This window comes from Desulforhopalus singaporensis (genome assembly GCF_900104445.1).
GTDB classification, from domain to species: Bacteria; Desulfobacterota; Desulfobulbia; order Desulfobulbales; family Desulfocapsaceae; genus Desulforhopalus_A; species Desulforhopalus_A singaporensis.
In genome coordinates this window covers 1-21,205 of record NZ_FNJI01000004.1, presented here as the reverse complement: position 1 = coordinate 21,205, position 21,205 = coordinate 1, and the positions used below count along the sequence as shown (strand labels likewise).

Here is a 21,205-nt window from a genome sequence, read left to right as displayed (position 1 = left end):
GAAATAATTGTCATTTTACCGGAACAGTCTTACTATTGTAGGGTGTTGCAGACACACCCGCTTTTTCCTGCAGCCGGCGGCAAGAACAGGCGGCATAGGCAGCAACATCGATAACCGTCGACAGATATTGGCCTTTTCAGATAGCTGAGCAATGAAAGACTATTACCAGATCCTGGGTGTTTCCCCAAACTGTACCGATGAAGAAATCAGGTCCAACTATCGAAAGCTCGCCATGAGATTTCACCCGGACAGGAATCCCGATGATCCCACCGCGGAAGAACGGTTCAAGGAGGTGGCCGAAGCCTACGGGGTTTTGACCGACCCGGTCAAGAGAAGGGAATACAACGCATGCCGACAAAACGGCACAACGTATTCATCAGGATTCTCCTACAGCCAGGAAGATATCCTGCGGGATCTTTTCCAGGATCCTCGCTTTCAGCAGATGTTCAGCGGGCTGTTGCGCGAGTTCCAGAAATCCGGGTTTCGCCACAACTCTCATTTTATCAGGAAAAGTTTTTTCGGCGGTAAAGGCAGCATGTTTCTCGGGGGAATTTTCCTGATAGGCTCACTTGCCGGTCCATTGTTGACAGGCTCGGCCAAAAAAAGATTGACCCACCAGGGGGGCGTGCTGAAATCGATCTCAAACAAGGTCGGCAATCTCTTGGGCGGTCACAAAAAAAATCACGGCCGGACCGAAAACAACAGCGCCTCCCATCTCAAAGAGTACGACATTACCTACCATACCCCGTTGTCTGTTGTTGAGCTCACCCATGGCAAAACCGTCCAGATCCTGGTTTACGGGGAACATGGAGAGCAGACCCTGAAGGTCAGGATACCGCCCGGCTCAAAAGCGGGCCAGAAACTTCGCCTGAAGGGAAAAGGCCGGCCGGGCCCCTATGGTCGTGGGGATCTCTATCTCAAGCTGGAAGAGAAATAGAGGAGAAAGTTTAACAACACCGGTTATCCCCTGTCGTCTTTTGCACTCATCAACACCACCATGGCAACCAGAACCACCACCACCCCGGGAAGAACCCTGAGGGGGGGAAGACCGTGCCCCAGCAGCAGATCGATCACCAGCACCAGGCCCGGGTAAAGATAAGAATAGGCCATGACCCGTGTCGCCCCCAGATACGGCACCGAATACTGGGTGAGGAAAAAGGTGACAATGGTGGTAAATATCGCCAGATAGAGGATACCGCCCCAAGCGAACATGGGAACCTGCAGAAGATCGGTGGTCAGCAGCCGATATCCCCCATACATCAGCAGCCAGGCCGAGCCGCTCACCAGAACCCAGAACGTCATCACCGCCATCGACTCGCCGCGGTGCAGCAGCTTGATAAGCGGAGTATACAGCCCCATAAAAAGACAACCGGTCAAAAAGATAAGATCCCCCTTGTTCCACTGCATCGTCAGCAACAACGAGAGATCACCCCGGAAGATGACCCAGACAACCCCGAAAAGTCCGCAGCCCAGGGCGATCATCTGTTCTCTGCCGAGCCGCTCGCCGATGATCACCAGAGAGTAAATACAGGAAATTGACGGAACCAGGGCAAAAATAACGCTTGTGTTCAGGGCGCTGGTATACCTCAGCGACAAGAACATGCAGCAGAAAAACACGACCAGGCAGCCGCTTATGACACCACACCGCCACAGCAGGGACCAGGAGAAGCAGAAACCGTACCGGTAATACACGATCGGTGCAAAAAGAAGGGCGGCAAAACAGAACCGGACCAGTGTCAGCAGGGCGGGATCAAGCGCCGCGGTGATGGCGGCGCCCACGGTAAAAGATGTGGACACGAGTATTGCGCAGACCAGCATCATCAGGTGCACCACGACCATGGGAAGCTTTTTCTCAAAAGAGTTCACAGCGGTCGGTCTTACCCTGTTACAACGTTTTTCACTGCACCTGTTATCCCCGTCCCCTTGAACGTCCGTATCCCGGTTCACGCGCTTCTCCTTGTCGCCACGGTCCACCGTGCTGCAGCTTCAACCTATCCACTTCCGGATTTCCTTCTTCGTCGGCACCTTGCCGACACACTTGACTTCCCCGTCGACGATCACCGCCGGAGTGGAAAACACTCCATACCCGGCTATGGCGTTGAAATCGGTTACTTTTTCAATGGTCGCTTCAACCCCTGCCTCTTTTACAGCCTCGCTGACGAGCCGTTCGGCTTCATGACACTTCGCACATCCGGGTCCACACACTTTGATGTCCATAGACTCACTCCCTGTAAGTTTCGGTTACGAAAAATATTTAAAACAGCGTTCCGTACAGATAACCGCTGACGGTTGCCATTATTATGACGAGCACGACAAAGATTATGGTCTTTTTGGTGCCCATGATACTCCTGATGACCAGCATGTTGGGCAAAGACAGCGCAGGGCCAGCCAGAAGCAGAGCCAGCGCGGGTCCCTTGCCCATTCCGTTGCCTATGAGCCCCTGCAGGATAGGCACTTCGGTCAGGGTTGCAAAATACATGAAGGCCCCGGCAAAGGAGGCTGCAAAATTGGCCAGGAGCGAATTCCCTCCCACCGCCCGTCCAACCCATTCCGAGGGAATAAGCCCCTCGTTGCCCGGACGGCCGAGGAGCATTCCGGCGATCAGCACGCCGAGCAGAAGCAGCGGAAGGATCTGCTTGGCGAATCCCCATGATTCCCTGAACCACTCACCGGACTCATCCTCACGGTCGCTGATGACCGCCGACAGGCCGACAACCGCGGCGACAAAGACGATGGCCGGGTGGTTGCCGGCAACAAGCGCAAGAACCACCACCGGAACGACGGCCAAGACAACCTGCCATTTCGGCAAATTGTACCATGACACGAGAATAACGGTAAGAGCGATGGAAAACAACGAGGTAATCAGCCACTTGTTGCTGTAGATCAGGTGCCAGAGCCCCTGGGAATCTTCCGGCCTGGACCAGTTGGCAAAAACCAGGATGCCGATCATGGCGGAGAAATAGAGTGCATTCTGCCACAGGGGCCTGACAGCCTCATCTTCCGGCAAAGCCGCCTGGACCGCCGCTTTTTCCTTTTCCTCTCCGGCAAAAAGCAAATGCATTATCAACCCGATCACGATGGAGAAAAAAATCGCGCCGACGGCTCTGGCGGTCCCGATTTCCGGACCGAGGATCCTGGCTGTCAGGATAATGGCAAGAACGTTGATTGCAGGCCCTGCATAGAGAAACGCGGTGGCCGGACCCAGCCCCGCCCCCATCCGGTAAATACCTGCAAAAAGGGGTAAAATCGTACATGAGCAGACCGCCAGTACAGTCCCGGAAACCGACGCCACGCCATAGGCGATCACCTTGTTGGCGGTTGGTCCGAGGTACTTTAAGACGGAGGTCTGGCTTACGAAAACGGCTATGGCGCCGGCAATGAAAAAAGCAGGCACCAGGCAGAGCAGAACATGCTCACGGGCGTACCATTTGACAAGATGCAGCGCTTCCGCTAACGCATTGTCGAAGCGGCCGTATCCGACCGGCAGATAATAACAAGCGCCGAAAACCAAAATTACGGCGACCAGCGGCTTCCACTCTCTTTCCCACTCCATGACAAAATTCCTCTTCTGCAATTGAAATCAGGCGGCGGTTATTCTTTGTCGGTCCAAGGACGGCAGCCGCAGAACCAGTTCGACAATCTCCTTGTCGTCATCGAGCCACTCGCGAAGCTGTCCGAGCATTACCTCTGCGTAGGGTGACTCACTTTCGGCGGCCAACCTGTAGTTAACCCAGGTCCCGTCCTTCTCAAATCCCACCAGGCCCGCATCCTCCAACTGCTTCAGGTGCTTGGAGACGGTTGGCTGGGCAAGCCCGAGCGCTGCCGTAAGTTCGCAGACGCAGAGTTCTTTATGCTGCAGCATTTTAATTATTTTGATCCTGCTGGGATCGGACAGCGCTTTCATGACGCGGATAAACGATTTCATACTCACTCCTATTTAGCCATATTTCCATATGGCAATATATAGTACAACGACATTGGGTTGTCAACAGCAACGACAGGTCGTATTTCAAATAAAAGAAAAAGACGAAAGCAACCACACAGCTGCTATTACAGGTATTGCCTCAATATTCCGGGCGTTCGGTCATATTTTTTCGACATGGACAACCAGGTCCTTTTGATAAACCACCGAAATGATCTCACCTTCCTCGATAAATTCGTCTGCCGTCGCCCGCCAACAGATACCGGAATACTTTATCCTTCCTTCCTCCGGCGGGTCGATCGCCGCAGACACCACCCCACGATCCCCCGGGACCGCCTGCAACACGACCTGTTCCTGTTCATCCTCCACCGCAGCATCCGCACCACTGTCACCGGGAAAACGCTTTTTGATAAAGTTATCCATCACCAGCAGGCCGAGAACGGAAGAAACGATAAAAAGTCCAAGCTGTCCGGCTATCGGCACGGAAGTGAACCAGGCGACAGCTGAAGTGACGACGGCTCCGAACCCGAAAACCAAAAGCACAAAACCCGGCAGGACAAGTCCCATAAAACCCAGCATTACCCCAATAATAAACCAGTAAAGTGCAGGATCGTTCATATCCAAAGCAACACCTCTATAATCAACAAAACAGCTGTGCCGTACTTGCGCAGGAGTTACAGCAACCCCAGCCCCCATAAAGCCAGGATCGCAATAATCACAGCAGCAGCTCCTGCCACCAAAAGCACTCTGGCGGATTTACTCTTCTGTGACTGTGCCCCGGCTTCGCCAACATGACAGCTTTCTATTTCGTCATCACTGTCGCCGACATCTGCCGCCTGCTCTTTTTCGGCAGCTGCCGCACCAGCACCGCCTATTCCCGCCGCCTCGGCTACCCGTTCTGCCAGGCCAAGGCCGTCCGGATCAGCCGGATCGACATCCGGTTCATGTTTTTTCGGAATGCATTCGCCGCAGTAAGCTCTCCCCTCAAGCACCATAAAATGTTCGCCGTCGCTCTCTTTGCCGCATTGCCAGCACTGCTCTTTTTCAAGACCGTACGGTTCAACGACGACCTCCGCCGGAAATTCGTCTTCTTCGGCATCAACGTCAGCGGAAACTTCCGGCGCTTCTTCCTGCTCTGAAAATATCTCGCCTTCCACCTCGAGCTCCGCGATCTCGCTGACATCACCTTGATCTTCACCGACAATCTCAAGTTCGCTGTCACCGCCGAGCTCAAGCTCGAGCTCCTCTTCTCCATCCCCGGTCACCACCTCTTGAGGGTCGAGCTTTTTTTCGGTGCTCGCTTCACCATTAATCCCATGGGCGGAAGTGGCGGCAAAGGATTTTTCGAAAGCTTCGTCTTGTGACATTTCGGCACCGGACAGAGTTATCTGCCCGTCCGGTTCGTCAGGCACTTCCGGCAGGGCAGCATCCAGGACGTGCAAAATTTCGCTGTCAATGTCGTCTTCTTCAACCGCCTGGGCCACCGGGGCCGCCTGCGCCACCGGTTCCCCCATGTCGTGGTCTTTCTCGAGAAACTCAGGCTTTATCACTTCGATATCTTCAGGATCTTCCTGAACGACAAAAAGGGTATCGCATTCCGGACACTTGACCGTACGCCCGAGGAAAGCATCGCTTGAACTGCCGGCAACATGGCACGCAGGACACTCAAGCTCAATACGGTTTTCCCCGTCTTTTTCCAGAACATTTTCGAAGGTTTCAAACGACTTCTGACATTGAGGACATTTGACCGTGCTCCCGACATGGGAATCATCTATTGAGCCAACTGCTCCGCAATGGAAACACTGTAATTTCATCAGATCCCTCCTGCTCCTTATTATCCTTGGCCATCAATTTCCCCTCATCCCGGATGAGGCGCGGGACGGCTGACATCTTCTGGCTGCAATCTCAAATCCAATTGAATATTTAGTATAATCATCGTATTATTATAAGGAAGCTAGCGCAAGCACAATATATTTTTCAGTTTTCCCACAACACTGCCACCAGACTATGCAGATAATCCTGATTGCCGCAATGGCAAAAAACAGAACCATTGGCAAAAACGGCAAGATGCCCTGGCATATTCCTGAAGAGCTTAAGTTTTTCAAGAAAACCACCATGGGGTTTCCCATGATCATGGGACGAAAAACCTTTGACTCTCTTCCCGCACCGCTTCCGGGAAGACGCCACATCGTGCTGAGCAGAACCAGGCGGCAGCATGGCGAAAACGTTGATAATGCCGAATCCCTGGGAGAAGCGGTACGGCTCTGCGGCAATGTCGAAAAGATATTTATCATCGGCGGTGCTGAAATCTTCGCCCAGGGTTTCGAGGTCGCAACCCACATTATACTCACCATTCTCAAAAGGGACGTGGACGGCGACGTTTTCTTCCCGGAATTTACCGACAGCCAGTTCCGGGAGATTTCCAGAGAGGAACATCCGGACGCCAGCGAACCGTTTACCACCATAACCTACGCCAGGGTAAGCTGACCTGTTCATCCCGGTACCGGGAGAAATTATGACAGACCAGGTTATCGTCACCAAATTCGAACCAGAACATCGTCAGGGACTCGTCGTCATCATTACCGGGGACGGCAAGGGCAAAACCACTTCCGCCATGGGCATGGCGCTGAGAGGATGCGGTCACGGCCTGAAGACAAGCATCGTCCAGTTTATGAAAGGAGACCTCTACTCCGGGGAGTGGGACGGGGTCAAACTGCTCGCACCGCTGGTCACCCTGCAGGCAACCGGCAAAGGCTTCTGCGGTATCCAGGGGAATCCGTACTCCCATGCCGAGCACCGTAAAAACGCCCAGGACGCCCTGCAGCTTGTAAAAAACATTCTCAAAGAAGACTCCTGCGACACCCTCATTCTCGATGAAATCAACAATGCATTAAAACTCAAGCTGGTCGACAAGGACCAGGTACAGCAGATACTCGACCTCCGCCCCCCGCACATGCATCTCGTCATGACCGGCAGAAACGCTCATCCCGACTTTATCGAACAGGCGGACACAGTCAGCGAAGTGCGCGAAATAAAGCACGCATACCGAAAAGATATAGAACCCCAACCCGGTATCGACTTCTAGAGACAATGCATTCTCCCGTAAAAACCTGACTTAAAAGCACCTCCCGAAACACAACCGCCACTGCGTGGTATCTCACTGCAATCACGTACATTTCCACACTCAACAAGTACGATTTACCCTTGGTATTCCGACTCTTTTGTGGTACTATTTAAGTGAAGACTATCATAGGTGTCCGCAGCTTGTTCAGCTGCTTGATGAATCTTTTTATGTTGCAGGAGGTGTACCATGACGACGATTAGCCACTATCTCCATATCAATGGAAAAAAATACCTGATTTCGGAAAATTACCAGCTTCTCGACCTCAACGCCTGGGACCACAAGGTCCGCGATTATATCGCCCAAAAACTCGACCTGGCGCTGACAAACGACCACAAGCGGGTGATAGAATTGATCAGAAAGTCGTATACGGAAAGAAAAAGACACCCGTACGTGCGGGTGGTGACTGCCGATATGGCAAAGGATATGGGACCGGAAAAGGGTACCATGAAATATTTCTACAACCTGTTCCCCAGGGGTATTCACCAGGCGTTCCAGATCGCCGGTCTGCCTATGCAGGGATTCTGTTTTTAAACAGCGTCTTCCAGCCGACAAAAGAGCCCGTTCTCTCCCTGCCGGTCAACTGGCTTGCCAGGGAAGAACGGGCCGTTTCTCTGTTTAGGTAGGTGTTTTTTATCTGTCGACGCAAAAGGCTCAGCCAATCTCCTCCGGTTTACATAACTCTTCGTCCTTGGCGGCAATTCTGCCGCATGATCCGCAGGAATATTTCATCGCCTCAAGTTTCGCTTTACACACATGGGTCACCGAAACATCTTTTTCGCCGCAATAGGAACATGACAGTTTTTCGACTATAGGATCACAGAGATGACCGGGGTGGTCTGCCACCGCGCCGCAACTTTTACATGTATGAGCCATAACGTGCCTCCTTGCAAACGTTATACAGCAGTTAATTTTCTATCTCTCCAGTGAGTTCGACAAATGGATGCGACCGGAATGATTTGCCGTTCTCGATCCTTTCCCGGCACGAGATGTTTTCCAGTTATGCCACCGGGGAAAAGATCCATAGAAAACGATAACTAACCTTCACGTCTTGTCAATGGCGTGACGCCGGCCTAATTTCCACGAAACCTGCGCCGGAGGCTGTTGAGCCATTATCTGCTTAACGCCTCAAGGCTCACCAGAACATCCACATCCTTTCCAATGATTCCCATGTCATAGAATTTTCCTCCACCCACTCTATACGCCAGACGATCAAGGGTAACAGTTCCGTTAAAACCGGCCACCTTTTTGCCGCTGATTGCCGGGTGATCCTTCACCCCGGCAAAAACAAGAGGCAGCACAAAGTCATAGACCTGGCCTTTAACTGTGAGTTTTCCCAGAACATCAAAACGGCTATCGCCCATGTCTGTTATCGAGACCGACTCGAAAGTCATCTCCGGATACTTGCCGGCATCAAAAAAATCGGATGACAACAAATGCTTGTCACGTTTAGCGATGTTTGTGTCGATGGAATCAACCATAATTTTGAAATAGAAACGGGAGCCTTCAAGATCTGCGGGATCAAACCTTATTTCAGCTTCAAAATCATCGAACCGGCCGTTTATCTTGGAAAAGATATGGTCAATACTGAAATAGATATTTGAATGCGCTTTATCAACGCTTAAGCTCTTCACTTCGCCATAGACTGTCTGCCAACCGAACAGCTGCGAAAAAAACAGTACCAGAGTCACTACTTGCAAATAATGCTTCATGATATCCTCCGTTTATTGAGTTGCAATCTATCGCGTGACCAATGGCGGCAACACACCTTGGTTATTTTCCCGGATATTGTGTAATTACAGATATTCCGGCGATACAATAGACCATAAGATGGCGCAACCGATTGACAAGCTTTAACATTAAACTATTTGGTGCGGAACCATTTCAACAGCACAACCCGCACCACGCAGCCGCCAACCAGGCCGATAAGAGCCAGCCGCGGCAGCCAGCCGCTGAAAGATTCACTTACAAAGAGTACGTGCAGACTGGCCAGACCAATTGCGAGATATCCGAAGATCCGGTGGGAATAACGCCATTTCGGGTAATCCAGTCCCAGCTGCAGCCTGTACCGGGAAGTGACAGCCATAAGCGCTATAAGCAGGAACAACCCCGCTCCCACCAGCTCCGGCCAGAACCTCATGGACAGCGGCAGGTTGCCAAGGTTCTCCGGAATCAGCACCCCCAGGAGGTGAAGCAGGGCGAACAGGCCGATAAGCACGCCGTTTTTCCGGTGGTACTCCAGCAATTTTGGTACCCCGAAAGATTGCTCAAGCAGCCGCCCCCGGTTGGCAAGCAGAACCTGCACCAGCAGCAATAAAAAGGTCACCAGCCCGCACAACTGCCCGGCGCGCAGCAGCGTCCTGTCAAACCCGATTTTATACCAGAGGGTTTTCGTCTCGTAGACAAAAGGTACGGTCATGGCTGCCGCAAACACACCAAGACAGCCCGAGACAAGCAAGTATTTTTTCAATTTATCCGTCACCGTCCGTGGTTTTGTAGTAATTTTGCCTGATCGTCCCGGTGATCTTCCCTATCCTGCCGCCATTTTCCGGGCGACCACCAGGCAGGACATACGCCATCTCCCCCAGGCCAAGCGTATGGCAAATCAGACAAAATTTATGCGCTCATCTTGTCCCTGGCCTTGCTGGGTGCGGCAAGGAAAATTCATCGAATATTGCTACTTAGGAACTACTATATGGATATCAAACCAAAATTCAAGTATGCTTGCCTGGCAGTACCGCCATTAAAAGGCCAAGGTGGAAGCAGGCGGGCACAACCAAGTCAGGCGCTGCAGCCTTCAGCCTGCTGCCCCTGATCCAGCCGGACCGATCCGGCCCTGACAACCCTCAGCGATCAGATATTATGGAAAAAGACAACATCCCGGAAGGACAACTCATCTTGCGAACTCTCGCCATGCCTGCGGACACCAATCCGGCTGGCGATATTTTTGGCGGCTGGATCATGTCCCAGATGGACATCGCCGGAGGCATACTGGCACGGGAGAGAACCTGTACCCGGGTGGTGACGGTTGCGGTCGACTCCATCCGATTCATAAAGCCGGTGCATGTAGGCGATACCGTGTGCTGCTACGGGAACGTGGCGAAAATTGGCAACACCTCAATCACCATCGACCTTGAGGTCCGTGTCCACCCCGCCCTTGACGAACCCGGGCTGTCGGTGGTTGAAGAGCTTGTGACAAAAGCCGCGTTCACCTATGTCTCGGTGGACGAACAGGGCAGGAAGCAGACGATAAACCGCGAGCATCTTCGCGACCTCAACGGGTAAACCTCTTGCCGGCCATGTACATCAAAAATTTTTCCCATCCCGAGCTGCAGATAGACGAACTCGTTGTCAGAAGTAATGAGAGCTGGTGCGTTTACGGCGGCAATGATTCGGGAATCGACATATTGCTTGATTTTTTAACGGGAAGAGCCGGGAATTACTCGGTCGGGCAATACATTGCCCCTGTAAAACCGGGGATCATTTCCTTTGCCAACCAGCAGATAGTGTTTGAGCGGGAACTGCGAAACGATGACACCGATTTTCTCGATCGCGTCGACCCCGGCACCAGGGTTTATGAATTTCTCCCCGGTTACCGCGATTTTCTGCCGCTGCTGCGGGCTCTTGACATGGAGCGCTGCCTCGACCTCGGCTACCGGCAGCTGAGCTCCGGGCAATGCCGCAAGCTGCTGATCCTGGAAGCGATCATAACCGGTGCCAGCACCCTGATACTGCAGGACCCCTACGACGGCCTCGACCACCAGAGCTGCATCGAACTCAACCAGGCGCTTGTTTCGCTGCCGGGCGACGTGCAGACCATTGTTTTTGTCAACAACCTCGTCGACATCCCTGAGTGGTGTTCCCACCTTGCACTCATAAAAGCGGGAAGACTTTGCGCAGCCGGGCTGAGAAAAACAATTCTGCCGGAACTCCACGGTACCTCTACGGGCCATTTGGTGACCGGTGAAAAAAAAGTTGCGGCGGCACCACCTCCCACCGATTCAGTGAACCCAGATGAGCAGACCCCAGGCAATAAAGAACTCATAAAATTACGAAACGGTTTCGCCGGTTACGGCAAAAAGATGCTTTTTTCCGGGCTTAACCTGACCGTTTGCAGCGGCGATCACACCCTGATCAGCGGTCATAACGGCTGCGGGAAATCGACACTTCTTGACATCCTCGTGGGGGACAACCCCAAATGTTACGCAAACGATCTGCACATGTTCGGCAAAAAGAGAGGGACCGGAGAATCGGTATGGGAGATAAAAAGTAAAATCGGGATGGTTTCCCCGTCCCTGCACCGCGACCACCGCAGCGTCGGCACCGCCATGCACGTGGTTCTTTCCGGGCTGCACGATTCAATCGGTCTCTACCGGAAAATTCATACCCAGCAATTGAAAAAAGCACAGAAATGGCTGGCGTGGATAAATCTTGCCGACAAGGCCAATCACCCGTTTGGCAAACTCACGTACGCCCAACAGAGGCTGGTGCTTGTCGCAAGAGCCCTGATCAAGCTTCCGGACCTGCTGGTTCTCGACGAGCCGACCCAGGGACTCGACGACATCAACAGGGCAAAAGTGCTTGATTTTTTACAGTTAGTCAGCGACAGGAAGCTGTCCACTATCCTTTTCGTCACCCACCGCAGGGACGAACACCGCGATTTTTTCAAGCATCATATCAAGCTGGACAGCTACAAAGCGGTCAGCTGACGGTTCGCAAAACGCGGCCGCTTGTGATAATCTGGCTCTAGTGGTACAGTTACGGTTCGCCAGGTCATGACCGATCTGTTTGAAACTTCCTACCCTTACCAACTGAGAGGCATAGGTTTCTCCATGAGTGAAGATAATAATGCAATAAGTAATTTTCTCGAGGAGCTGTACCGGATAACCGGCGGAGACGAAACCGTGCACGCCAACATGCATGACGTGGGAAGCGCAATAGGGTTTGAGCGCACGGAAGCGGGCAGGATAGCCGAAGACCTGATGGTCAAGGGGCTGGTCGAGTTGAAAACCCTGGCCGGCAACATCGCCATCACCAGGGAAGGACTTGCCCATCTCGGGATGGCGGCACCGGCGGACAAGACGGCGGAGGATGGTGCGTCCCTGAGCGAGGGACCCGTTGCCAACAGTGAAGACCTTAACATTCTTGAAACCCTGCGGCAACAACTCAAGGCGGCAATCCCCCCGCAACACCTTGACTTCGATACGCTGGAGGAAATCGTCATCGACCTGAAGACCCTCGACACCCAGCTGCTGTCGCCGAAACCGAAGATCGGCATCGCCAGGGAAATCCTGCGCTCTATCAGGTCCTGCCTGGAAAAGTGTGACGACACCGCAGAGATTGCAAAAAAAATCGATACGTTACTATAACGGCCGCATCGGTCTCGCGATTTTTCTTCTTTGTTAACCGCCGACGCCACCACCATCTCCGGCCCCGTCTTGCGGTAAAAAAAGATCCGGTCATATTTCTATTGATTTTTTTTCACCAGACCAGATATAGATTGTTAGAGCAGTTGTTTCCGCTTCATGCACAATTCAACGGAAATCGGGTCGATGAAAAAAATATATTTCACCAGGTCGGAATCTTCCCTGCCCGGCATTTTCTTCATCCTGGCGGGAGGATTTACCTTTTCCATCCAGGATGTGATTATAAAGCTGATCAGCATCAGTTACCCGGTGCATGAGATCGTCTTTCTCAGAAGTGTTTTCGCATTGTTGCCAATACTTCTCATCATAAAACTGGAAGGCGGCTTTTCTCTATTGCAAACCAGGCAGGCCTCTTTCCAGATGGTAAGAGGACTCCTGCTGCTGCTGTCCTATACCCTCTATTACTTTGCTATCGCCCGAATCCCAATCGCCCAGACCGTCACTGTTTTCTTCTGCGCTCCGCTCTTTATCTCTGTTTTTTCCGTTTTCTTTCTCGATGAACGGATCGACAGGCGGGGATGGTTCGCGCTTGTTGTCGGTTTTACAGGCATTGTGACCGTGATGCGCCCGGGATCAGCCATTATGGGTGTTGACGCGGTGCTGCCGCTCATATCCGGCCTGTTCTATGCAATCTCGGCAGTAATTACCAGGAAATACGGAGAACATGAAAGCGGCGCGTCCCTCGTGTTTTATCCTACCATGACTTACCTGGCGGGAGGCGGTCTGCTGTGGTATTTTATCGGCGACGGCAGTCTTCTCGCCACTGCACATCCCAACATGGATTTTCTGCTGCGCAGATGGACGGTTCCCACTGGAGACGACCTGCTCCTGATTTTCGGTACCGGCATTATAGCCGCAGTGGGATTCTACTGCCTTTCCCAGGGTTATCGCCTGGGCAGGGCATCGATCGTCGCACCCTTTGAGTTTTTTGTCATCCCCATCTCCATCGTATGGGGATTTGTGTTCTGGCGTGATATTCCTGACCTGGTGCAGCTGGCGGGGACAATCCTGATTATCGCAAGCGGCTGCTATATACTCAGAAGGCTGTAACGTCCAGAAATAAAAAACTCACCACCCCGACCGGAACTGAGTCATATGAAAACCATCGGCATGATCGGAGGCATGAGCTGGGAATCCACCGCCCTTTACTACACTCATGTCAATGAACAGATACAGCGCACCCTTGGCGGATATCATTCGGCCAGACTGATTTTGGTCAACGTAGATTTTCAACCTTTCGTCGATCTGATGCGGGAAGGCGACTGGCAGGAGATTGAAGCACAGCTGGCAGGCGCTGCCAGAACAATCGAGCGCTCAGGCGGGGATTGTTTGTTGATCTGTACCAACACCATGCACAAAGTGGCCGATGGCGTTCAGGCGGCCGTGGACATTCCGCTGCTCCATATAGCCGACGCGGCGGGGGCGGAAATTATCCGTCACGGCTTCAGGACGGTCGGCCTGCTCGGCACCAGGTTTACCATGGAAGAAAAATTCTACATCGACCGCCTTGCACAGAATTTCGGACTGCAGGTGATCGTGCCGTCTGCCGAGGACAGAAATGTCGTCGACAGAGTGATTTTCGAAGAACTGTGTCACGGCAGAATAGTAAACGAATCACGCACCCGCTATCTGCGTATCATCGGGGAGCTGCAGGCCGGCGGAGCCGAGGCGATCATCGCCGGATGTACCGAAATAGGCATGCTCGTGGGCAAAAGCTGTCTGCCTGTTCCTCTTTTCGATACCACGCTCCTCCACGCGAAACAGGCCGTGGACTTTGCCCTCTCCTGACCCATTAACACCACCTGGTTTCCACCCGCACTCATAGTGAGCAGGCGGCGATAAAAATATGGCGAAAATGATGCTGGATACGGTAAAAAGAAGGGCTTAATCAGCCTCAACATTGAATACAGTACAATCTGTCCGCAACTACCAGTCGTCTTCCTGCAAATCAAAAAAATATTATGGCCAGCAACTCCGACTCCTTTTTCCCTTCAGTGTACCTGCGGTATCAACCGGTGTTTCAGGTGTTGCTGGGCGCTTTTCTTATCAGCTTCTCGGCGATCCTGGTCAAGCTTGCCCAGGTATCCCCGACGGCATCCGGATTTTACCGGGTGTTCTTCGGTGCAGTCTTTTTGTTTATCGGCGCCAAGCTGCAGGGCGCGAGGCTCAGGCTTGAAAAAGACAAGTTCCTCCTGAGCGTCTTCTGCGGTCTCATCTTCGCCTTCAACCTCTTTTTCTGGCACCGGTCGATAATGTATATCGGTCCCGGCCTGTCGACGCTTATCAGCAACTTTCAGGTTTTTTTCCTTGCTGTGATAGGCTTTTTCTTTCTCGGGGAAACCCTCAGGTTGCGGTTTGTCGCGGCACTGCCGCTGGCCATCGGCGGGCTGTTTCTCATCGTCGGCACCAGCTGGAACGAGCTCTCCCCTGGATACAAGACCGGGATCTACCTCAGTCTGCTCACCGCGGTCTGTTATACGATTTTCCTGCTCACCATCAGAAAGATTCACACCGCCAACAACCATTCGCACTTTCTCGCCCTGCTGTTCGTGTCTGTCTTCTGCGCCCTTTTTCTCGGCCTCAAGATGATTTTCAGTGGCGACTCATTTATCATCCCCGACCTGAACAGTCTGCTCTGCCTGGCCGCTCTCGGGCTGTTCTGCCAGACCGTCGGTTGGATCCTGATTGCCACGGCGATGCCTAAAATCAGGGCTTCTTTTACCGGTCTTATCCTGCTGCTCCAGCCTACGCTCTCTTTTGTCTGGGATGTGCTTTTCTTCGATCGTCCCACCAACCTTCTGAACTGGACGGGGGTCTGCATCACCCTGTCGGCAATCTATATGGGCCTCACTGCGAAAAAGCAGCATAATTGAATTGGCATTGCTGCAACATGCAAGAATTACTATATATTAACAAAGGGCTGTACGGCGGATCGCCACCTGGCCGTTAACATGACAACAACCAATGGAAAACATTATGAAAATAAAGCAATATACCGAGGTACCCAGCAAGCAATTCGACAATCAGTCAGCAAGAGGGGTGACCGGGAGGGTGGTCATAGGCAAGGCCGATGATGCCAAAAACTTCTGCATGCGGGTGTTCACCATTGCCCCCGGCGGCTTCAGTCCCCGTCATTCCCATGAGTGGGAGCATGAAATTTTCGTCCACTCAGGAACGGGAAAAGTTTACCAGAACGGTGAGTGGCGAGAGGTGACAAGCGGTACGGTTGTGTTCATCCCCGGCAACGAAGAGCATCAGCTGATGAACGGCGGCGGAGAGGATTTTGTCTTCATCTGCCTCATCCCCTCCGGTGTTGACGAGCTCTGAACCGGGGGTTGCGCCGGTGCACCCGGAGCAACGCCGCACCGCACAGCCGGCGCGGCTCCGGGGTGTGGCGTCTTTGTTTTTCGTCCTGGGGGTCACCGGGAATTATCAGGTATGGTTTTCCCTGCCGAGCAGCTGTTTTTTGAGTTTTTCCGTTACCGGCTTATCCCCCAGCCAGATCTTGAGCAGTGCCGGGTAAAATTCCCTGTTCGCTATCGTTCCCTTCTTCTGACCGGCGATGGTCACACTGGTGCCTTTGGTGGGGTCAAAGTCGAGTATCACCCTGTCGCCGCGGTTTACATCTGTGAAAAAACCGTTGAAGGCTGCGATATCTGCTTTAAGGGAATCCAGCGTTTCGGTGCTGTTGTTGGCCGCAAATCCCTCGTTCCATGCTGCCACCAGTTTTTCCGCGGCAACGTGCTTGTGAAGAAAATGCATGACGACTCTTTTCGGGCCCGGATCTGTCAGAACCTCTTCTGCCGCAGCCGTCTGTTTTCCCAGGTAAAGTGCGGCGATATAGATATCAAAAACAAATTTTGCACGAATTCCCGCGCCGTTGAGCCGCAGTTCCCTGCCAGCTGGAGTACGGACGGTTTCCTGGACCTGAACCCCGCTGATCTCTTTTGCCTGAGCAGGCAGACAGCCCAAGAGCAGGGCAAAAACGATGAGATATCGCATTACAGTTTTCCTCCACCTCGTTGAATTTAAGAACCAACAGCAGCCTTCCGGCAAACCAGTGGTAATCCTATAATAGTTCTAACGTTAACGTCAACGTTTTTATATCATTTGGCCCTTGCTCCGCCAACTTTTGGCACTATAATGTGGCGAACTGTATATTCCATTCAACTCACTTTCCAGGATCAATAACGACATGGCTGACAGTATCGAACGGGTTATCTCGCAAAAAGGCAATTTTTTCGGCGTTGCCTGCAACACCACCGACCTTGTCGCGAAGGCGTGCAGAAGACACGATGTCGGACCGTTGGCAGCGGCCGCCATCGGCAGGGCGCTTACCGGTGCGGCGCTGCTTGCCGCCCTCTTAAAGGACAACCAGAGCGTCATGGTGAAATTTGCCGGGAACGGGCCGCTGGGCAAGGTCCTGGCGGAAGCCGGATATGACGGCTGGGTGCGTGGATACGTAGCCGCCCCCCACGCCGAGCTCCCCCTGAAAAACGGCTTTATCGACGTTGCCGCCGGCATAGGTCATGCGGGGCTTCTCACCGTGGTAAAAAAAATCAGCGCCAGCAAAACATATCCCGGAACGATCCCGCTCTACACCAGTGAAGTAGGAGACGATCTCGCCTACTACCTGTCCCAGTCGGAACAGACCCCTTCCACCATAGGACTCTCGGTACACCTTGGAGCGGACGGCTCAGTTGCCGCAGCCGGCGGGTTTCTCATCCAGTCGTTGCCGCCGGCCGACGAAACCATACTCACGGCGCTTGAAAAAAACATTGCACGACTGCCCCCCCTGTCGCAGCTGCTTGGCCAGGGCTGCTCTCCTGCCGGGATTCTGTCAAAAATCTTCGGCAAAATCCCCCACCGGACGATCCACACCAGAGAACTTTCTTACCAGTGCAGCTGCTCTATTGAAAAAATGGAAAACGCCCTGCTCTCCTTAGGCGTAAAAGAGCTTGAGGATTTGGCGGAAAAAGACTGCGGCGCCGAGGTGCAGTGCGAATTCTGCAGGCAGAAATATCGTTTCAGCAGAAGCGAACTGGAAAAGATCGCGGCCCAGGCGCAAAAACCTTTCCACTGATCCTGCAACCGGCAGGATGGGTAACCGGATTGCACCTTCGGCTCCCGGTAACAGTCAGTCACCCGTTTGGGGTTAAAAAAACTGTACTCAACAATTGTTGATTTAATCAAATAATTTCAACAAAATGGCCGATAAACCATCAATACATCGTGCTTTTTCAAAAAAAGTTACTTGAAAAACCGGACCTGTCACATTACAATTCTTTCACGAACATCAAGTTTGTAATTAAATACTATTAAAGATGAGGGCTCTTTCCCGAAAAGGCAAAACTACTGCAAAGTAGTGACGCAAAGCCCAAGGATCCGTTGTCCGGAACTACGGTCGGTAAGTTAAATACCGACGCCGGACATCAGGACAGCCTGGCTGCCGAAGGAAAGTACATATCTTTACCTCTATTGGGATTTCAGGGGTCCTCCTAAATTGTGAGCCACAGGAGGGTTCCCATGATATCTCCGTCCGCCGCGCAGACGAGCGCGTCTGCAAATTCAGCCAAGTACAACTCCGCACGGAACCGTGCCACCACCAAAAAAGCGAGAGAGAGGTTTGCTTTTTCGCCATCGCATTTCGCGGTACCGAGTATTTTTTCTCTCTTTGTCGCCGCATTTTTCATCCTGTGCCTGGCTTCCCAGGCTCTGTTTGCAGAAAGTGTCCAGGCCAAGAACAGCATGACGCCGGACAAACTTGGGCGGCAGCAGGTCGAAAACGAAACCATGGTTCTGGCAAGACTTATGGCCGCTTACAACAAAGCAGACCAGTCAACCAGAGCAAACATGCTCAATGGCCTCATCGCCCAGGCCAGAATCCGCCAGGCTCTTATGGCCGAACTGGTTCAAACAGATCCTGACGGCGCGGCAAGAGCTGCCATTCCTGCGAAATTTCGTGCGGGAATGCCGACGGAAATACAGCAAATGCTGGAACAAAAACTCGAACTCAGCGGCGAACTTGAAGTCACTTACACGGACTATGAAGACGGCAGCTACAGGTTGCGTCATGTCCTGGCCACCAACAACGGCCGGTTCGAGCTTCACCTGCCGGACAATGCCGGACACGCCGGAGCCATGCAGAGCGGAATACAGGCTCGGGCCCGGGGCTGGTTCTTCAAGCATGACGGTGAAACCGACGGCTCACTGGTGGTAAACGATGGTCCTGACGGACTGCAACTCCTTGCCGATGGTGCCGCCACTACATCAACCGCCACCTCCACCGCCATATTGCCCAACACTCTCGGAGAACAGCGTGTGGCGGTCATGATGGTCAATTTTCTTGACAATGGTGCCCAGCCATGGACTCTTGATGAAGCCAATGATCTGGTATTTGGCACGGTCAACGATTTCTACCAGGAAAATTCCAACGGCCAGACCTGGTTAACCGGAGATGTATACGGGTACTACACCCTGCCTATCAACGCCACCTGCGACAGTTGGCAGATCCATGTCGAGGCTCAGGAAGCAGCGGAAGCTCAAGGCGTCGATCTGAGCGTCTATAACCGGATGATCTATATTTTTCCTCCCAACAGCAGCTGTGGCTGGACCGGGCAGGGGACTCTCGGGGGCACCGTTTCCCTGGCCTGGATCAACGGTTCCTTCACCCTTCGCACTATCGGTCACGAACTCGGTCACAACTACGGAGTGCACCACGCAGAGCTGCTTGAATGCGGATCGGATATCATCGGCGACACCTGCATTTCCATAACCTATGGTGACAGCCTCGACATCATGGGGGAACCGGGAGTGACCGGTCACTTCAACACCTTCAACAAAGAAATGATGGGCTGGCTCACTCAGGATTCAGGAGAAGTAATTACCGTTACCAGTGACGGCAATTACTTCCTGGAACCCTATGAGACAACACCGGCGGGTGGTGCCAAAGGCATTAAAATACCACGAGGGACAGACTCCACCACAGGACAGCAACTCTGGTATTACCTGGAATATCGTCAAGCCCTGGGATTTGACAGTTTTCTTGAAGACAAGACGGGCATAACCGACGGAGTCGTCTTCCGTCTGGCCACCGAAGCTGATATAGAAAGCAGCCAGCTGCTGGATATGACACCGGACAGTATCAGGTATGATTTAGATGATGCCGCACTGGCTGCCGGCTATAGTTACGATGATCCCTATGCAGGGGTAACTGTTACCACTGAGTGGACCGACCCTGCTGGAGCATCTGTATCCATAAGCTTTTCAGAACAAAGCTGCACTCCCGCAAACCCGCTGCTGTCGCTTTCTCCTTCAGAAAGCGAATGGGTCGAGGCGGGAACAACGATCACCTACAGCGTAACTGTAACCAACCGGGACAGCCTCAAATGTGCGGCTTCCGATTTCATTATTAAGGCAGAACTGCCCGCAGGCTGGAATGCTGACAGCACAAGTTTGAACCTTGCACCCGGTGCCAGCGAAACAGTCTTTATCAATGTCACGTCAGCTGCTGACACTACTGATGGTTTCTACGATATTCCTATAAACGCAACCAACAGCATCAATAACATCTACCAAACAAACGGCACCGTAACATATGTAGTAGAGACACCTGCTCCGCTCTGTGTTGGCGCAAATCCGCTGGTATCATTGGCAGTGTCCGACGCACAACCCGTTGAAGCCGGAACACCGGTATTATACAGCGTAACCCTCACCAATCAAGACAGCCCGGAATGTGCAGCGCAAGTATTTAACGTGTCCGCATCCGCTTTACCCGCAGGATGGACCGCAAGTAGTGCAAGCGTCAACCTTGTTCCCGGTGAGAGCACAACTGTCGATATAAATGTTACTTCAACGACCAATACTGCTGAAGGCAATTATGATTTCACAATCATGGGCGAAAATTTTTCAACTCCAGAATATTACGGAGCCACTGGGGCAACGTACAGCGTGACAGCACCTGTGCCGGTCTGTAATCCCACCAGCCCCATTATTTCATTTGCAACATCCGCAAGCACAGAGGTCACTGCTGGAACAACCGTCAGATATGACGGTATAGTGACCAATATGGACAGCAGCGGATGCGCTCCATCCGATTATATCGTTTCAGCAAATCTTCCGACCGGATGGACCGGAAGCAGTGCTGTAGTCACCCTCGATCCGGGTGGAAGTGCTCCGATCACGATTGACATCACCTCCGCCCCGGATGCAGCCGATGGAAGCTATTTAATAGACATGACTCTGCAAAATGTTACCACTGGCGACTACTCGGGAAACAGCAGTGTAAATTACACGATTGTTTCACCAGCTAACAATACTCCCGTGGCCACAGATGATTCTGTTGTCCTGACAGCGAAGAATGAGATCACGATCGATGTTCTTGCCAACGATTACGATCCGGATGGCGATAACATGACAATTATCCAGGTTACCCAAGGGGCAAAGGGTAGCGTAGCGATTATCGACGGCGGCAACCTGCTGTACACTCCAGTGAAGAATTTCAAAGGCGGTGACAGTTTTACTTACACTATCAGCGACGGCAGCGAAACCTCTACCGCAACGGTAAATATCAGTCTGGAAACCGCCGCAAACGACAAGGTCAAGAACAAATAACAAGCGGCAGTTGCCTTGATATTAGAAGAAAGGGGGCTGCCTCTTATGAGGCAGCCCCCTTTTTCTGCTTGTGCCGGCTCATACCTCCGTGACCAACACAGTCTTAGTATGAATAAATCACCT

General features: G+C 52.5%; 23 protein-coding genes and 1 riboswitch. Of the genes, 13 read left to right on the top strand and 10 right to left on the bottom strand.

The genetic code is table 11. The features are described from left to right. Positions 1-151: 151 nt before the first annotated feature. A complete protein-coding gene (locus tag BLQ17_RS03230) occupies positions 152-937 on the top strand; it encodes a DnaJ domain-containing protein (RefSeq protein ID WP_092219756.1) in 786 nt (261 codons plus the stop codon). Positions 938-960: 23 nt separating this feature from the next. Here the strand turns inward: BLQ17_RS03230 and BLQ17_RS03225 are convergent, their stop codons facing one another. From BLQ17_RS03225 to BLQ17_RS03200, 6 genes are all read right to left on the bottom strand, one after another. Next, positions 961-1,947, bottom strand: a complete 987-nt coding sequence (locus BLQ17_RS03225; RefSeq protein WP_092219753.1) for a DMT family transporter — start codon at positions 1,945-1,947, stop codon at positions 961-963. Between the two features lie 39 nt (positions 1,948-1,986). Then, positions 1,987-2,217: a thioredoxin family protein gene (locus BLQ17_RS03220; protein ID WP_092219751.1), complete on the bottom strand. Its 231-nt coding sequence runs from the start codon at positions 2,215-2,217 to the stop codon at positions 1,987-1,989. A gap of 37 nt (positions 2,218-2,254) precedes the next feature. Further along, positions 2,255-3,553 carry a permease gene (locus tag BLQ17_RS03215; RefSeq protein WP_092219749.1) on the bottom strand — a complete coding sequence of 433 codons (1,299 nt, stop codon included), beginning with the start codon at positions 3,551-3,553 and terminating at the stop codon, positions 2,255-2,257. Positions 3,554-3,580: 27 nt separating this feature from the next. Further along, positions 3,581-3,925, bottom strand: coding sequence for an ArsR/SmtB family transcription factor (locus BLQ17_RS03210; RefSeq protein ID WP_092219747.1), 345 nt, complete (start codon positions 3,923-3,925; stop codon positions 3,581-3,583). A 159-nt stretch (positions 3,926-4,084) separates the two neighbouring features. Next, positions 4,085-4,540, bottom strand: a complete 456-nt coding sequence (locus BLQ17_RS03205; protein ID WP_176761062.1) for an NfeD family protein — start codon at positions 4,538-4,540, stop codon at positions 4,085-4,087. A gap of 56 nt (positions 4,541-4,596) precedes the next feature. Next, positions 4,597-5,736, bottom strand: coding sequence for a hypothetical protein (locus tag BLQ17_RS03200; protein ID WP_092219743.1), 1,140 nt, complete (start codon positions 5,734-5,736; stop codon positions 4,597-4,599). 193 nt (positions 5,737-5,929) lie between these two features. On the opposite strand from BLQ17_RS03200, the gene BLQ17_RS03195 reads away from it, so the two are divergent. From BLQ17_RS03195 to BLQ17_RS03185, 3 genes are all read left to right on the top strand, one after another. Then, a complete protein-coding gene (locus BLQ17_RS03195) occupies positions 5,930-6,409 on the top strand; it encodes a dihydrofolate reductase (RefSeq protein WP_092219741.1) in 480 nt (159 codons plus the stop codon). A 28-nt stretch (positions 6,410-6,437) separates the two neighbouring features. Continuing rightward, positions 6,438-7,007, top strand: coding sequence for a cob(I)yrinic acid a,c-diamide adenosyltransferase (locus BLQ17_RS03190; RefSeq protein ID WP_092219739.1), 570 nt, complete (start codon positions 6,438-6,440; stop codon positions 7,005-7,007). Positions 7,008-7,232: 225 nt separating this feature from the next. Next, positions 7,233-7,577: a TusE/DsrC/DsvC family sulfur relay protein gene (locus BLQ17_RS03185; protein WP_092219737.1), complete on the top strand. Its 345-nt coding sequence runs from the start codon at positions 7,233-7,235 to the stop codon at positions 7,575-7,577. 120 nt (positions 7,578-7,697) lie between these two features. On the opposite strand, the gene BLQ17_RS03180 is transcribed toward BLQ17_RS03185, so the two are convergent. The 3 genes from BLQ17_RS03180 to BLQ17_RS03170 all read right to left on the bottom strand — a co-directional run bounded on the left by BLQ17_RS03180 (position 7,698) and on the right by BLQ17_RS03170 (position 9,513). Further along, positions 7,698-7,919 (bottom strand): hypothetical protein, encoded by a 222-nt coding sequence (locus BLQ17_RS03180; RefSeq protein ID WP_092219735.1) that lies wholly within the window; start codon positions 7,917-7,919, stop codon positions 7,698-7,700. A gap of 236 nt (positions 7,920-8,155) precedes the next feature. Next, positions 8,156-8,755 (bottom strand): YceI family protein, encoded by a 600-nt coding sequence (locus BLQ17_RS03175; RefSeq protein WP_092219733.1) that lies wholly within the window; start codon positions 8,753-8,755, stop codon positions 8,156-8,158. Positions 8,756-8,907: 152 nt separating this feature from the next. Continuing rightward, a complete protein-coding gene (locus BLQ17_RS03170; protein WP_092219731.1) occupies positions 8,908-9,513 on the bottom strand; it encodes a ferric reductase-like transmembrane domain-containing protein in 606 nt (201 codons plus the stop codon). A 389-nt stretch (positions 9,514-9,902) separates the two neighbouring features. Between BLQ17_RS03170 and BLQ17_RS03165 the strand changes: the two genes are divergently transcribed. From BLQ17_RS03165 to BLQ17_RS03135, 7 genes are all read left to right on the top strand, one after another. Continuing rightward, entirely contained in the window at positions 9,903-10,328 is a 426-nt protein-coding gene (locus BLQ17_RS03165; protein ID WP_407919116.1) for an acyl-CoA thioesterase, read from the top strand. A 14-nt stretch (positions 10,329-10,342) separates the two neighbouring features. Continuing rightward, positions 10,343-11,752, top strand: a complete 1,410-nt coding sequence (locus BLQ17_RS03160) for an ATP-binding cassette domain-containing protein (protein WP_143005424.1) — start codon at positions 10,343-10,345, stop codon at positions 11,750-11,752. Positions 11,753-11,875: 123 nt separating this feature from the next. Continuing rightward, positions 11,876-12,412 (top strand): hypothetical protein, encoded by a 537-nt coding sequence (locus tag BLQ17_RS03155; protein WP_143005423.1) that lies wholly within the window; start codon positions 11,876-11,878, stop codon positions 12,410-12,412. A 183-nt stretch (positions 12,413-12,595) separates the two neighbouring features. Next, complete coding sequence (locus tag BLQ17_RS03150) at positions 12,596-13,519, top strand: DMT family transporter (protein WP_176761061.1); 924 nt, start codon at positions 12,596-12,598, stop codon at positions 13,517-13,519. A gap of 45 nt (positions 13,520-13,564) precedes the next feature. Further along, the gene (locus BLQ17_RS03145) at positions 13,565-14,257 is read left to right on the top strand and encodes an aspartate/glutamate racemase family protein (RefSeq protein WP_092219723.1); all 693 of its coding nucleotides are present in this window, start codon (positions 13,565-13,567) and stop codon (positions 14,255-14,257) included. A 173-nt stretch (positions 14,258-14,430) separates the two neighbouring features. Then, positions 14,431-15,342, top strand: coding sequence for a DMT family transporter (locus tag BLQ17_RS03140; protein WP_092219721.1), 912 nt, complete (start codon positions 14,431-14,433; stop codon positions 15,340-15,342). Between the two features lie 103 nt (positions 15,343-15,445). Further along, positions 15,446-15,796 carry a cupin domain-containing protein gene (locus tag BLQ17_RS03135; RefSeq protein WP_092219719.1) on the top strand — a complete coding sequence of 117 codons (351 nt, stop codon included), beginning with the start codon at positions 15,446-15,448 and terminating at the stop codon, positions 15,794-15,796. Positions 15,797-15,901: 105 nt separating this feature from the next. Here the strand turns inward: BLQ17_RS03135 and BLQ17_RS03130 are convergent, their stop codons facing one another. After that, the gene (locus BLQ17_RS03130; protein ID WP_092219717.1) at positions 15,902-16,471 is read right to left on the bottom strand and encodes a chalcone isomerase family protein; all 570 of its coding nucleotides are present in this window, start codon (positions 16,469-16,471) and stop codon (positions 15,902-15,904) included. 193 nt (positions 16,472-16,664) lie between these two features. On the opposite strand from BLQ17_RS03130, the gene hslO reads away from it, so the two are divergent. Next, on the top strand, positions 16,665-17,552 hold the full coding sequence (gene hslO, locus BLQ17_RS03125; protein ID WP_092219715.1) for an Hsp33 family molecular chaperone HslO: 888 nt from the start codon (positions 16,665-16,667) through the stop codon (positions 17,550-17,552). Positions 17,553-17,804: 252 nt separating this feature from the next. Beyond that, positions 17,805-17,923: riboswitch (cyclic di-GMP riboswitch) on the top strand. Positions 17,924-17,995: 72 nt separating this feature from the next. Next, entirely contained in the window at positions 17,996-21,082 is a 3,087-nt protein-coding gene (locus BLQ17_RS03120; RefSeq protein ID WP_218121709.1) for an Ig-like domain-containing protein, read from the top strand. The last annotated feature ends 123 nt before the right edge of the window (positions 21,083-21,205 follow it).

Excerpts from the sequence above, each read along its gene's own strand:
- BLQ17_RS03190 (WP_092219739.1), top strand. The coding sequence starts at position 6,438 with ATGACAGACCAGGTTATCGTCACCAAATTCGAACCAGAACATCGTCAG.
- BLQ17_RS03150 (WP_176761061.1), top strand. The coding sequence starts at position 12,596 with ATGAAAAAAATATATTTCACCAGGTCGGAATCTTCCCTGCCCGGCATT.
- BLQ17_RS03135 (WP_092219719.1), top strand. The coding sequence starts at position 15,446 with ATGAAAATAAAGCAATATACCGAGGTACCCAGCAAGCAATTCGACAAT.
- BLQ17_RS03120 (WP_218121709.1), top strand. The coding sequence starts at position 17,996 with ATGATATCTCCGTCCGCCGCGCAGACGAGCGCGTCTGCAAATTCAGCC.
- BLQ17_RS03175 (WP_092219733.1), bottom strand. The coding sequence starts at position 8,755 with ATGAAGCATTATTTGCAAGTAGTGACTCTGGTACTGTTTTTTTCGCAG.
- BLQ17_RS03145 (WP_092219723.1), top strand. The coding sequence starts at position 13,565 with ATGAAAACCATCGGCATGATCGGAGGCATGAGCTGGGAATCCACCGCC.
- BLQ17_RS03160 (WP_143005424.1), top strand. The coding sequence starts at position 10,343 with ATGTACATCAAAAATTTTTCCCATCCCGAGCTGCAGATAGACGAACTC.
- BLQ17_RS03155 (WP_143005423.1), top strand. The coding sequence starts at position 11,876 with ATGAGTGAAGATAATAATGCAATAAGTAATTTTCTCGAGGAGCTGTAC.
- BLQ17_RS03185 (WP_092219737.1), top strand. The coding sequence starts at position 7,233 with ATGACGACGATTAGCCACTATCTCCATATCAATGGAAAAAAATACCTG.
- BLQ17_RS03130 (WP_092219717.1), bottom strand. The coding sequence starts at position 16,471 with ATGCGATATCTCATCGTTTTTGCCCTGCTCTTGGGCTGTCTGCCTGCT.
- BLQ17_RS03200 (WP_092219743.1), bottom strand. The coding sequence starts at position 5,736 with ATGAAATTACAGTGTTTCCATTGCGGAGCAGTTGGCTCAATAGATGAT.
- hslO (WP_092219715.1), top strand. The coding sequence starts at position 16,665 with ATGGCTGACAGTATCGAACGGGTTATCTCGCAAAAAGGCAATTTTTTC.
- BLQ17_RS03180 (WP_092219735.1), bottom strand. The coding sequence starts at position 7,919 with ATGGCTCATACATGTAAAAGTTGCGGCGCGGTGGCAGACCACCCCGGT.
- BLQ17_RS03220 (WP_092219751.1), bottom strand. The coding sequence starts at position 2,217 with ATGGACATCAAAGTGTGTGGACCCGGATGTGCGAAGTGTCATGAAGCC.
- BLQ17_RS03215 (WP_092219749.1), bottom strand. The coding sequence starts at position 3,553 with ATGGAGTGGGAAAGAGAGTGGAAGCCGCTGGTCGCCGTAATTTTGGTT.
- BLQ17_RS03140 (WP_092219721.1), top strand. The coding sequence starts at position 14,431 with ATGGCCAGCAACTCCGACTCCTTTTTCCCTTCAGTGTACCTGCGGTAT.
- BLQ17_RS03210 (WP_092219747.1), bottom strand. The coding sequence starts at position 3,925 with ATGAAATCGTTTATCCGCGTCATGAAAGCGCTGTCCGATCCCAGCAGG.
- BLQ17_RS03195 (WP_092219741.1), top strand. The coding sequence starts at position 5,930 with ATGCAGATAATCCTGATTGCCGCAATGGCAAAAAACAGAACCATTGGC.
- BLQ17_RS03205 (WP_176761062.1), bottom strand. The coding sequence starts at position 4,540 with ATGAACGATCCTGCACTTTACTGGTTTATTATTGGGGTAATGCTGGGT.
- BLQ17_RS03230 (WP_092219756.1), top strand. The coding sequence starts at position 152 with ATGAAAGACTATTACCAGATCCTGGGTGTTTCCCCAAACTGTACCGAT.